The organism is Microbacterium sp. (genome assembly GCF_049661145.1).
Classification (GTDB): Bacteria; Actinomycetota; Actinomycetes; order Actinomycetales; family Microbacteriaceae; genus Microbacterium.
Genome location: NZ_JBASZT010000334.1, coordinates 1 through 12808, shown reverse-complemented (window position 1 = coordinate 12808; position 12808 = coordinate 1). Strand labels below are relative to the sequence as shown.

Here is a 12808-nt window from a genome sequence, read left to right as displayed (position 1 = left end):
CCGACGACATCACCAACGGCACGATCGCCATCTGAATCAACCGGATGAACATGTCACCAATGAACTTCAGATTGCTGGCCCACTCACCCACAACCAACCCGAACCCGACACCAAGGATCAACGCAGCACCGATCTGCAAAGCCGGATTCCTCAACGCCTTCTTCATGACTTCTCCAAGGGGGGATGCCGCCGGTCACCGATACGGGCGGATCCACTCAAGGTAGGGGTGGGAGTGCGTCGGCCTGCACGAATTGGTAGGACCGTAACAAGGTGTTTACCCCCGTGCGGCTCGTGTAATGGGCCAGAAACACCGGACCGCGAGTGTGTCAGCCTCTGCCGCTCATTCGCGAGGTCCATGGAAGACTTGCGGGAAACCCGGGTCACATGACCCGAGTCCGTGAGTTGCAGGAGACGACAACGCCACGTGCCCGATAGCGCCGACATCCTCCTGGGTCCGCTGCAACGCAGCCATGCCCTCATCGCCGACGACATCGTCGGCCATCTCGAGCGTCTCATCGTCACCGGCACTCTCGCTCCGGGTACGGTCCTCCCGCCCGAACGGGCGCTGGCGAGCGGGCTCGGCGTTTCGCGCAATGCGCTGCGGGAGGCGCTCACCCGGTTGGACGGCCTCGGACTCGTGGAGCGCCGGCAGGGCAGCGCCAACCGCGTCAGTCGAACCATCCCCCTGACTGCCGCACTCGCCGCCAGCCTCGACGGCGTCCCCGCCGAGTTCGAGCACTCGGCGGAGTTCCGCGCCGAGATCGAACCTCGAATCGCCCGCCTCGCCGCGCTGCGCGCCGACGAGCAGCAACTGGAGGCGCTGCGCGACCTGCTGGATCAGTCGGCGCGCGAGACCGATCCGGATCAGTCCGCGAACCTGGATATCGGCTTCCACACCGCGATCGCTCACGCCACCGCGAATCCGCTGCTGGCGACCCTCGGCGAGCTCACCGCATCATGGACGGTCGAGGCCCGGGTCTACTCGCACCTGGAAGGCGAAGGCCGACGTCTCTCCCACGCGGGCCACACGCGCATCCTGGCGGCGCTCACCGCGCACGATGCCGAAGCCGCCGACTATGCCATGCGCATCCATCTCGCCGAGATCCGCGACGTGATCGACCGTGTTCGATCCGCCGACTCCGGCCTTCGTGACGCATCCGGACCACCTTTCGCCGCCCGGTGACAGTGCGTGTTTCGGCGGGCGCCGAGGGCATCCAGGACGACGCGGTCGATGACGCGGTCCGACCAATCGACCTCAGTTCCTGCACGCAGTCCCAGGTCGTCCTCAGTTCGCCCGCCGACGGTTCCACTTCTCGAGCTCGACGACGAGAGGGACGAGCAGCGCGAGTCCAACGCAGACGAGCCACTGCGATCCGGTGAGGCTCGTCGTTCCCAGCCACCTCTGCAAGAAGCCCGTCTCCACGGATGCGATCGTCAGAGCGGCGGGGATCGACAGCCACCGCAGGGCATTGAGGATCGGTGGCGCGATGCCGGGTTCGGGATCGCGCCGGATCGCGAGCCCACCCAGGAGCGAGCCCAGTGCCGACACGGTGAAGGCCATCGTGACCGAGACGCGTGGCTCTGCGGACCAGAGGAGCAGGGGGACGAGGGTCGTGAGGAACATCGCGGTGGCGTAGACCGTCCACTGGAGGATCGTCCGCGGGCGCGCGATCGGCTGCTTCGGGTCGCGCGGTGGCTTGGACATGATGTCGTCGCTGACGGGGTCGAGCACGATGACGACCACCGGGAAGATCGTCACGAAGAAGTTCAGGAAGAGCACCATGATCGGCGTCATGGCGACGCCGCCGTTGATGTCGAACACGCTCGCCGTGAGGAAGAGGAGGACGAGGGAGAGCAGGAGCGACATCTGGAAGCGGATGTAGCCGACGATCTTCTCGTAGATGCTCCGCCCGAGCTCGATGGCGGTCACCAGCGTACCGAAATGGTCGTCGGTGAGAATGATGTTGCCGGCCTGCTTGGTGACCTCACTCCCCGAGCCCATGGCCACTCCCACGTCCGCCTGGCGGAGCGCTGCGGCGTCGTTCACGGCGTCGCCGGTCATCGCAACGACGGAGCCGGTCTGCTGCATGAGGCGGACGATGCGGAGCTTGTCCTGCGGAGTGACGCGACCGAAGACGTGAATGCCGCGCAGGGCCTCGGTCAGCTGCTCGTCGGTCATGGCCTGGATGTCCGACCCGCTGGCGGCGCCGGGGCCGAGTGAGAGCTGCGCACCGATCGCGGCCGCGGTGATGGCGTGGTCCCCGGTGATCATGCGCACCTCGATCCCCGCCGCCTGGGCGGTGCGCACCGCTGCCGCGGAACTCGGGCGCAGCGGATCGACGATGCCGACGAGACCACTGAAGATCAGTTCGTCGACGTACGCCATCGGATCGCCGGTGAGCGGCTGATCGATCGAACGGTAGGCGAACGCGAGCACGCGCAGTCCCTGCTCGGAGAGCCGTCGATTGGCCTCGTGTATCCGGTCGCTCAGCACGTCGAGCTCGACGATCTCTCCGTCGGATGCTGCGGCCCGCGCGCACCGAGCAAGTACGACGTCCGGTCCGCCCTTGACGAGGGCGATCGTGCGCGACTCGTGCTGCACTTGCATGGTGTGGAACGTCGCCATGAACTTGTACTCGGAGTCGAACGGCACCTCTGCATCACGCGGGTAGCGAGCACGGGTAAGTTCTGCGTCGGCTCCCAGCTTCGCCGCGAGGACCACGAGCGCCGCCTCGGTCGGATCGCCGACGACGACGCCCTCGTCCGACACCGTCGCATCGCTGCACAGACACAGCCCGTACGCGAGCGACGTGAAGTCCGGCACGTCTGCGCCGGCAGCGCGGCGAAGCTCGCCCTCTTTCTCGTACCCGGTGCCGCTGACGGTGAACCACTCGCCCTGTGCGTAGAGGGAGGTGACGGTCATCTCGTTCATCGTGAGAGTTCCGGTCTTGTCCGAGTTGATCGCGCTCGTGGCGCCGAGCGTCTCCACGTCGGTGAGGTTCTTGACGACGGCCTTGTGCTCGGCGAGCTTCTTCGCCCCGACGGCGAGCATGCTCTGAACGAAGGTGGGCAGGCCCGTGGGAATCGCGGAGACCGCCATCGAGATACCCAGTAGCAGGAGTGTGCCGGCCGACTGGCCGCGCGCCAGTCCGATGACGACGATGACCGCCACCGCGGCCCAGGCGATGATCGCCAGCACGCGCGTGAGAGCGGCGAGTTCCCGCTGCAGCGGCGAGCTGGCCGGCTCGATGTCGGCGACCAGCTGCGCGATGTGTCCCATCTGGGTGGACATCCCGGTGGCAGTCACCACCATGCGCCCGGTGCCCCGGGTGACCAGCGTGTTCTGGTAGGCCATGTTCCCCCTCTCGGCGAGGGGCGTGTCCGAAGCCTGCTGCGACGCAGCATCCTTGAGGATCGGTGCGCTCTCGCCCGTCAGAGCGGACTCCTGCGTCTCCAGGGTCGCGCTCGTGAGCAGTCGTCCGTCGGCGGGTACGACGTCGCCCGCCTCGAGTGCGACGATGTCACCGGGGACGACGCCACTGCTCGGGATCTCGCGCACACTGCCGTCTCGGATCACCCTCGCGTGGGGCACCTGCAGGTCGGCGAGCGCGGCCACCGCGGACTGCGCCTTCACTTCTTGTCTCGTGCCGAGCACGACGTTCACCGCGACGAGCATGCCCACGAGGATGCCGACGGCGACCTGGTCGATGACGATGCTTGCCATGGTCACGATGACCAGCATGACGTTCATGGGATCGATGAGCTGACGCACGGCGATGCGCCACCATGGCGGCGACGACGGCGTGTCCAGGACGTTCGCCCCGTGCGTGGCCAACCGCGCGTCGGCATCGGACGCTGACAGGCCCCGCGCGGGGTCGGTGTCGAACTCCTCCAGCACGGTGCGCACGTCCTCTGCATGCCAGGACCGGTCGGTGGGGGGATGGACTGGTGGCGGACCGGAGAGATCGCGAGACACGTCACGTCTCCTTCCTCAGTGGTGTTCGGACAGAGCTCCTTCGTCGCGATGCGGGGGTACGGCGGTCACCGCTTCGGGCGCATGAGCTGGAGGACCTGTGTGACCGCCCGGCGGTAGCCGGGCCGCTGCAGCTGGAGGCGATGCCAGGTCACCACCCCGACCGTGACGCTGAGCAGTCCGGGCACCGACACCCCGCCGACGACCGGTGACGTTCGTCGAGACAGGAGCTGCGAAGCCGCGAGGAGGGATGCGGCGGCGAGCATGCCGTCGACGATCTGTGGGACCAACCGGTCCGTGTCGTGGACCTTGAACTCGACCGCGACCGTACCGGCCCGCAGCTGGGCGAGCACCCTGCCCAGGTCCTCGGGGAGCGAGGTGATCAGGCGATCCCACGACCGCGCGGTGCGCGCGACGCGGTGCGCAAGCCGTCGAGGATCGAATCGCTCGGCGGTCATCTGTCTCACCCACGGGTCGAGCAGATCCGTCAGCGAGGCATCCGTGCCCAGTTGCTGTCCCAGCCCTTGCAGGCGCAAGAGCACGCGGAACAGCAGCGCGAGGTCGGACGGGAAGGTCAGACGGTGGTTCCGGAGGATGTTGGCACCGGAGCGCAGCATCGCGGCGGTGTCGAGCTCGGCGACGCTCCCGGCGAGGTTCTCCGCAGTCCAGGTCTCCACATCGTTGCGCAGCGCATCGAGATCGAGCTCTGACGGCGCGGCGGTGATCTCGACGACAGCGTCGGTCAGTGCGTCGGCATCCTTCTGCGAGACCGCGACGAGCAGGTCCTGCAGTTGGCGTTTGCGTGCCCCGGTGAGGCGCCCGACGTCGCCGAAGTCGAGGATCGCGATGTGCTGCGGGTCGGGGAGAAGGAAGTTCCCGGGGTGAGGATCGGCGTGGTAGAGGCCGTCCCGGAACACCATCTCCAGGTAGATGTCGGAGGCGCGACGCGTCATCGCTTCGACGTCCCATCCGTCTCGACGCAGAGCGTCGGGATCGGCGAACGGACGGCCGCTCAGCATCTGCATCGTCAGCACGCTCCGAGACGACTGCTCCGGGTACGGACGCGGGATGATGACATCGGGTTCGTCGGCGAAGTTCGCGGTGAACCGCTGCAGGCTGCTCAACTCCTGCGTGAGGTCGATCGCACCCCGCATCATGACGTCGAACTCCGCCACGAGTGTCGTCGGTGCGTAGCGGGCGATCTCGGGGTCGTTGTCCTCGACGAACCGAGCCAGCGCGCGCATCAGCTCGAGATCGGCGAGTACTCGTTCCGCCGCACCGTCGTGGAGGACCTTCACCGCGACCGACGTCCCGTCCTTGAGGGTTGCGCGATGTACCTGAGCCACCGATCCCGACGCGAGCGGAGTCGTCTCGAACGACCCGAATGCCGCGTCGACGCTCATCCCGAGGGATTCCTCGATGCACCTCTCCGCCGATCCAGGAGGATCGGCGGGCACGGAGGTCTGCAGTGAAGCGAGTTCGTCGGCGACATCCGTGCCGACCAGGTCGGGGCGCAGACTCAGCATCTGCCCGAACTTGATCCACGTCGTGCCCAGCTCCGCGAGCGCGCTGCGGAGGCGGGCGCCCGTGGTCATCTCGACGAGCGCCGGATCGGCGCGTCGCACGACATAGGAGCGGCGGTTCGACTCCGGGCTCCCGGCCGCGGCCGACGCATTGGCCGCGAGACGCGCGAAACCGTATCTGCGCAGGACGCTCGCGATCTCACTCACCCGGCCGCGACGGCGAAAGAGCACACCAGCGACGTCCGACATGCGCTGGCCGCTATTCGGCTGGGGTATCGGCAGCTGATTCGGTGGGCGTGTCCTCTGGCGCGGGTTCGACCTCCGCCGCGGCCGCAACGGCGTTGTCGGATGCCGGGGCGCTCGCTTCAGCGACCTCGGTGGGGGATTCCGGGGCGGGTGCGTCGTCGCTGGGCGGCGCGGCCTCGGGTGCTTCGGCCTCTGGTGCTGTGGCTCTGGTGCTGCGGCCTCGGGTGCTGCGGCCTCTGGTGCTGCGGCCTCGGCTTCGGCCTCTGGTGCTTTGGTCTCGGCTTCGGGTGCGGCCTCGGTTTCCGCTGCGGGAGCGGCAGCGGGAGCCTCTTCTGCCTGCGGCGGCGCCGGCGGGGCGGACTCCGGGTCCGTGACCGCGATGACCGCGACGCCCTCGGGCGGGGTGGCGGCGGCGATCGCTGCGAGGATGTAGAGCTCCGCCTCCTGCACGGCATGGATGGCGAAGTCGACGGCATCCTGTGCGTCGAGCTCGGCCTGAGCCACCGCCGTCTCCGCGACGGCGACGTCTTCCGATGCCCGCTGCTCGGCGTCCGCGCGGAGAGCGTCGAACTCGTCGGCAAGGTGCCGTTGCAGAACGGCCCATCGTGCGGCCGAGTCGCCGGCATCCGTGCTCAGCTCCACGCGGATCTGCGAGAGGGAGTCGCGCAGATCCGCGACGCGGGCGCTCAGTCGCGCTTCGTTCACGGTGCGGATCGCGGCGGCCGACTCCTCGAGGTTCTTCGCCTGGACGCCGAGGTTCAACAGCAGGTCTGACAGTGCCATGGTCGTTCCTTCCGGGATGAGGGGAGAGTGAAGGTGGTGGTGCGGGATCAGTCGGTCGAGACCGTGGCCTCGGACTTGTGGGCGACGTCCTCGATGAAGCCCAACGCGATCTGCGCGACCTCGGCCCAGCCGTGGTCGATCGTCAGGGAGTGACCGCGGTCGGGCACCTCGGTGATGGCGGTCGAGTTCTCTTCATTGCGGCTCTGCACCTTGGCCATCGCCCGGGTGATCGCCAGCGGCACGGTGTGGTCCGCTTCGCCCGCGATGATCAGCAGCGGGCCCCGCTCGGGGTTGCGCGTGTCGACCTTGGCCTCTGTCCACGGGTTGAGGTTCGCGGTCGCGGCCTGGAAGATCGGCACGCCGCTCGCGGGCACGTGGAAGGTCTCGTACAGCTCGTGCGCCTCTGCCTCGTCGAGGTTGTTCGCCCATCCGTAGGTGAACTGCTCGAACGTCAACGGGACGGAGCGGTTGATGTTCGCGGGGTTTCCGAGCACCGCCGACGAGGACTTCAGCGCGGATGCCGGCAGGGGAAGCACGCCGCGGAACGGCGCCGGGTCGATCGCCACGGTCGCTGCGGCGACGCCCATCCCGGCGAGCCGCTGCACGATGAGCCCGCCGAACGAGTGGCCGACGAGATACGGCTTCTGCGACAGCTTCTCGATCGCCGCGGCGTAGTGGTCGGTCACCGTGCCGATCATCTTGTGCGCGAACACCTCGGGATTGCTCCGCGCCTCGGCGACGGTTTCGGGGTCGTCGGGCCATCCGGGTGCGATCGTCGCGTAGCCGGCGTCCTCGAACACCTCACGCCAGCGGTCCCAGCTGCTGGAGAGCAGCCAGAGTCCGTGGACGAAGACGACGGTGGGGCGCCCGGAGGCGTTCGCGGCGTCGATCTCTGCGATCTCGTGTTCGGTGAGCGTAGGCATGGGGTCGCCTTCCTTCGTTTTTTCCGTTCGGTCTGCGTACGGCCGAATCTAGGTGCCCCCTCTGGAGCGAGGCTTGCATCACCGTGCACTGCATCGACCATCCGTGCACTGCCACCCCGCCCGGCGGCGCGGTCACCCGACCAGCCGGCGCAGGCCGTCTTCGTCGCCGAGCAGGAAGATGAGCAGCGCGACGAGCCCCGTCCATCCGGTCTGGTGGCTCGCGGCCCGCCCCGAGCCGTCGTCGCCGTGGAAGTACTCGAAGAACAGCAGCTGGTCACGCCAGTGCTCCCGCGACCACACGGGATGCGATCCGTGCGACGGCCGCCTTCCGTCGTCGCCCCGCTCGAACAGCGAGATGAGGCGCGCCGCGAGCGACCGGGCGACTTCCAGGAGCGTCGCCTCGTTTCCCGACCCGGTCGGGAACTCCACCGTGAACGCGGGGCCGTAGTACTCGTGGAGCTCGACCAGCCCCCTCACGAGGAGCACGTTGACCGGCATCCACACCGGACCCCGCCAGTTCGAGTTGCCGCCGAACATCGGCGAGTCCGAGTCGCCGGGCACGTAGGCCACCGACGAGACACCGGCCCCGCTCGAGAAGACGTAGGGCTGATCGAGATGGCGACGTGAGAGGGAACGGATGCCGTGCGGCGACAGGAACTCGGCCTCGTCGAGCATTGCCCGCAGCAGGCTGCGTACGCGGTACTCGTCGACCAGCGAGACGAGCACCCGTCCGTCGGCGGCCGGAGCAGGCAGGTTGCGCAGAAGGGGCAGGAAATCCGCGAACTCGTCGACGAACCCCGCGAGCCACCCGCGGGCCGAGCCGTCGTCACCGTCGCCATCGCCCTCACCGGGACCCGGGTGCACCGTCACCGATGCCGCGAGCGGGAGCAGCCCGACGATCGAGCGCACACGCAACCGCTCCCGGTTCCCGTCGTCGAAGCGGATGCTGTCGTAGAAGAAGCGGTCGTCGTCATCCCACAGCGCAGCGCCGTCCGACGTGCCGTACACCTGGGCCGCGATCCACAGGTAGTGCTCGGCGAACTTGCGTGCCAGGGGCAGATACGACGCGTCATGCACCGCCAGTTCGGCGGCGATCTTCGCCATCGCCTGCGCGAAGCCGGCCATCCACGCCGTCCCGTCGGACTGCTCCAGCACGCCGCCGGTCGGAAGGGGAGCCGAGCGGTCGAACACGCCGATGTTGTCGAGTCCGAGGAATCCGCCCTGGAAGATGTCGTTGCCGTCGGCGTCCTTTCGGTTGACCCACCACGTGAAGTTGAGCAGGAGCCGGTCGAACACCCGCGTCAGGAAGCCCACATCACCCTGGCCTCTTGACATGCCCTCGATGGCATACAGATTGAGAGCCGCCCACGCGTGGACCGGTGGGTTGACGTCGTCGAACCCCCATTCGTAGGCGGGGATCTGTCCGTCGGGATGCAGATAGTCCGCGTCGAGCAGCAGCTCGAGCTGCTGCTTCGCGAAGGCGAGGTCGACGAGCGCGAGCGGCAGGGTGTGGAAGGCGAGATCCCAGGCCGCGAACCAGGGATACTCCCACGAGTCCGGCATCGAGATGATGGCGCCCGCCCGTACGTGCGCCCAGCGCGCATTGCGCCCGTTGCGCTCCGCGAACGGCCGCTGCCCTCGGTCGCGCAGCCACCGCGCGACCGGATACTCGTAGTACTGCTTGCACCAGATCATGCCGGCGAGCGCCCGCCGCAGGACGAGCGCGCGCTCGTCGCTCGTGTCCGGTCCGCGCAGCGACGCGTAGAACTCGTCGGCCTCCGCGACCCGCACCGCGATGACCTCGTCGCATTCCGCCACCGACATACCGGGCACCTCATCGCCCGCGCCCCGCCGCAGACGCACGTGGATGCGCATCGTGCCGCCTGCGGGAACGGTGGCGATGTGGTGCGCGCCGACCTTGGTCCCGACCGCGTCCGGGTTGACCGTCGCCGTGCCCCGCGTCACATGGTCACCGATGCCGCCCCGCGGGAACGCCGATACGCCGTCGCGCCCCCACAGACGCTTCGTGTCGGTCTCGTTGTCGCAGAAGAGCAGGGCCGCATCCGTCGTCGTCTGGAGAGTCCAGACCCCGAGCCGAGGATGCTGCGCCTCGACCGTCGTGGCGTCGAGGCCACGCAGCGCGGGCCGGGGCTCATCGGAGACGGTGGCGACGGTGTCGGCATCCTCCGGTCCCGACCAGGTGTTGCGGAACCACAGTGTCGGAAGCAGGTGCAGCGGTGCGGGATCCGGCCCGCGGTTGTGCGCCGTGACGCGCATCACGAGGTCATCGGGCGCTGCCTTGGCGATCTCGACGTCGACGTCGAAGTACCGGTCGTCGTCGAAGATCCCGGTGTCGAGCAGCTCGAACTCGGGGTCGTCGCGACCCAGGCTCGCGTTCGTGTCGATGAGCTGCTGATACGGGAATGCGGTCTGCGGATACTTGTACAGCAACCGCAGGTAGGACGCGGTGGGCGTGGCATCCGTGTGGAACCAGTACTCCTTCGCGTCCTCGCCGTGATTGCCCTCGTCGTTGGTGAGCCCGAAGAACCGCTCTTTGAGGATCGGATCGCGCTCGTTCCACTGCGACAGGGCGAGGCAGAGGAGGTTCCGGTCGTCGCTGATGCCGGCGATCCCGTCCTCACCATGGCGATAGATGCGCGATCGGGCATGATCGTGCGGGAAGGACCGCCACGAGTCCGGATCGGTCGTCGTGTCCTCGCGCACGGAGCTCCACTGGCGCTCGCTCAGGTAGGGCCCGAACCGGAGCCAGCCCTCCCGTTCGGGCCCATCGCGCCGCGCCCGCTCGGCGTCGTCCATGGCCGCGGCGACGTCAGTCCGTCGGAACGCCCGCGCTCGCGGCATCCGCCGCGTCCTGCGCGTCCGCGGCTGCGAGGATCGCGTACTCCGCCTCCTGCAGGGCGTAGATGGCGTAGTCGACGGCATCCTCTGCCTCGACCTCGGCCCAGTACGCGTCGTTCGCGGCGCGATCGGCGTCGCGCTTGGCGGAGTGGGCCTTGACCTTCGCGCGCATCGCGTCGAGGTCGGCGGAGAACTGGTCCTGCAGTCGGTTCCACTCCGACTCGACCTCGTCCGCCGCCCCGTCGAGCTTGGCCTGGAGGTTCGCGTTGGTCTGGTCGATCTCGGTGCGCAGCTGCTCCGCGCGATGCTGCGCCCGCGTGTGCTGCTTGTTCTTGAGGCTTTCGACGGAGGCCTCGAGGTGTTTCGCCTGCGCTGCGAGCTTGGCGAGCGCGTCGGAAAGTGCCATGGTCTGCTTCCTTCTGTCTGTGCTGTCTCGGTGGGATCGTTCGTCGTGGATGCGAGTCGGCTTTCAGTGGTTGCCGCGCCGTGGGGGCCAGGAAATCTGCCTCAGGTGGCGAGAGGTGGGCTCAGCGGGGCGAGAGTCCGCGCACTGTGAAAGCGGCTGCGACCTCGGAGACGCCGCGGAAGATCGCGGCGAAGCTGAACCACGTGACGAGGATGATCGCGCTGCTCTCGAACGACGACGACGCGAAGATGCCGAGGATGATCTCGAGGATCCCCGAGATCAGCTGGAGCCACCAGCCGGGCACGACGCCCGCCGCGAACAGACTCGAGATGATGTCGAACGTCCCGGCGAAAACGAAGTAGAACCCGGTGATCAGCACCAGACTGACGAACGAGCCTTCGGGATTGACGAACGTGCTGATGGCGCCGAACAGCAGGATCACGGCGAGGACGATGTGCCAGACTCGCCAGCCGCCCGTCGTGACGGCGGCGCGGAAGATCTCGCCGACGGCCGCGAGCAGCGCGACGACGCCGAACACGATGGCGAGGACGGCGGGTGTGCTCTCGTCGAATCGCAGGAGCACGAAGCCCACGACGATCCAGGCGATGCCGATGATGAGCAGCGCCCACCATGTCTTGCCGATCGCGGCGGCGACGGCGCCGATCGGGCCCAGAGGTCTGGGATCCAGCGAGCGGGTTCCGGCGGCGCCGGTGGCGGTGTCGGGCGTGGTGGTGGTCGTGGTGGTCATGGGGGTCGTCCCTTCTCCGTTCGCCGGGCCGGATGACGGGGGTCGCGCACCCGGTTGGTCGGCGTGGTGCAGGCGACGTTATCGAGGCGGGATGGGCGGGGTCTTGCCCTGCGGTGCAGTGCCGATAGCCGATGTGCGCAGGGCCTTGGTCCGCGCCTCACGACGCCACGCCGACGGTGTCAGCCCGGTGTGCGCGCGGAACGCCCTACCGAAATGGGCCTGGTCGGAGAACCCGGCCCGCACCGCGATCGAGGCGATCGTGGTCGATCCGTCGGTGCGGCGCAGTTCCTCGGCCGCCCGCTCGATGCGTCGCCGGCGCATGTATTCGCCGAGCCGGATCTCGTGCCGTTCGAGAATGACGTAGACGTAGCGACGTGAGATGTGGTGAGCGTCGGCGATCCGCTGCGCCGTCAGGTCGGGATCGTCGAGATGACGGTCGATGTAGTTGCGGATGCGACTGGCGAGTTCGACGGCATCCACATCTCTGGGACTCGCGGTCTCGGACAGCAGACTCGCGAGGAATCCGCGCACCAGCATGATCGTCGCGTCTGACGCGTAGTCGCCGAACGCGGGGGGCTCGGGCTCCAGATGAGCGAAGACCGATCGCAGATTCGCGCCGAGCGCGGCGACCCACGGATGGTCGGCGTCGACGACGGCGGGTGGACGGTTCGGGCCGCGACCGGCCCACACCTTGACCTCGCTCACCGGGATGACGATGCTCCACATGTGGACGGGCTCTCCCCCGAAGCGCACGATCATCGCGGCATCACCGTCGGTCAGTCCGATCGCTCCCGCACGCGCGAGGTGGTCACGGCCTTCGATCCGCAGGCCAACCTCGCCGGTATCGACGAGGTTGAGGCGGACGACCTCACCGAAGGGCGAGGGCAGCTGATCTCGGCGCAGGAATCCCGTGATCCCGTCGATACGGATGTCGCTGACGATCAGATTCCCGAAGGCCCTCGTCTCCCAGAAGAGGGTGGCGTGCTCGGCCACGGCGACATGTACGTCCATGGTCGGAAGGCGCGTGCGGACGATCTCGGTCAGTTGCTGCGTGCGCGCAGGCTCGGACAGTCCGGCGGCGTCGAAGACGAGGGTGGGGTGCATGACCTCACGGTATGCAGGCTCGCGCCGGGGCGAATCAGGGTGTCGCCCCGGTCTGACCGTGTGGCCCATGAGACTCGTGTGACTCGGGGGCCTCGCGCAGGAGGGTGCGCAACTGCTGCCGGGAGGTGACGTCGAGCTTGATGAACACCTTCCTGAGGTGGTATTCGACGGTGCTCATGCTGAGGAAGAGTTCCGTCGCGATCTCGCGGTTCGATTTGCCGGATGCTGCGAGGCGCGCGATCC

10 protein-coding genes are annotated in these 12808 nt (G+C 68.1%); 1 reads left to right on the top strand and 9 read right to left on the bottom strand.

What is annotated here, in order from left to right; all coding sequences use genetic code 11:
• Positions 1-166, bottom strand: a 166-nt coding sequence (locus WBP48_RS13850) for a cation:dicarboxylate symporter family transporter (RefSeq protein ID WP_424441337.1), incomplete at its 3' end; no start/stop codon positions are given.
• A gap of 258 nt (positions 167-424) precedes the next feature.
• Between WBP48_RS13850 and WBP48_RS13845 the strand changes: the two genes are divergently transcribed.
• Positions 425-1183, top strand: coding sequence for a FadR/GntR family transcriptional regulator (locus WBP48_RS13845; RefSeq protein ID WP_424441336.1), 759 nt, complete (start codon positions 425-427; stop codon positions 1181-1183).
• A gap of 102 nt (positions 1184-1285) precedes the next feature.
• Here WBP48_RS13845 and WBP48_RS13840 read toward each other — a convergent pair whose 3' ends face one another.
• The 8 genes from WBP48_RS13840 to WBP48_RS13805 all read right to left on the bottom strand — a co-directional run.
• The gene (locus WBP48_RS13840) at positions 1286-3976 is read right to left on the bottom strand and encodes a cation-translocating P-type ATPase (RefSeq protein ID WP_424441335.1); all 2691 of its coding nucleotides are present in this window, start codon (positions 3974-3976) and stop codon (positions 1286-1288) included.
• Between the two features lie 65 nt (positions 3977-4041).
• Positions 4042-6525, bottom strand: coding sequence for an ABC1 kinase family protein (locus WBP48_RS13835; RefSeq protein WP_424441334.1), 2484 nt, complete (start codon positions 6523-6525; stop codon positions 4042-4044).
• A 47-nt stretch (positions 6526-6572) separates the two neighbouring features.
• Positions 6573-7448, bottom strand: coding sequence for an alpha/beta hydrolase (locus WBP48_RS13830; RefSeq protein WP_424441333.1), 876 nt, complete (start codon positions 7446-7448; stop codon positions 6573-6575).
• Positions 7449-7580: 132 nt separating this feature from the next.
• Positions 7581-10310 carry an MGH1-like glycoside hydrolase domain-containing protein gene (locus WBP48_RS13825; RefSeq protein WP_424441332.1) on the bottom strand — a complete coding sequence of 910 codons (2730 nt, stop codon included), beginning with the start codon at positions 10308-10310 and terminating at the stop codon, positions 7581-7583.
• On the bottom strand, positions 10279-10713 hold the full coding sequence (locus tag WBP48_RS13820) for a hypothetical protein (RefSeq protein ID WP_424441331.1): 435 nt from the start codon (positions 10711-10713) through the stop codon (positions 10279-10281). The genes WBP48_RS13825 and WBP48_RS13820 overlap by 32 nt, the downstream gene beginning before the upstream one ends.
• A 121-nt stretch (positions 10714-10834) precedes the next feature.
• Positions 10835-11461: an HdeD family acid-resistance protein gene (locus tag WBP48_RS13815; protein WP_424441330.1), complete on the bottom strand. Its 627-nt coding sequence runs from the start codon at positions 11459-11461 to the stop codon at positions 10835-10837.
• A 78-nt stretch (positions 11462-11539) separates the two neighbouring features.
• On the bottom strand, positions 11540-12565 hold the full coding sequence (locus WBP48_RS13810) for a helix-turn-helix domain-containing protein (RefSeq protein ID WP_424441329.1): 1026 nt from the start codon (positions 12563-12565) through the stop codon (positions 11540-11542).
• A gap of 34 nt (positions 12566-12599) precedes the next feature.
• Positions 12600-12808, bottom strand: a 209-nt coding sequence (locus WBP48_RS13805; RefSeq protein ID WP_424441328.1) for a helix-turn-helix domain-containing protein, incomplete at its 5' end; no start/stop codon positions are given.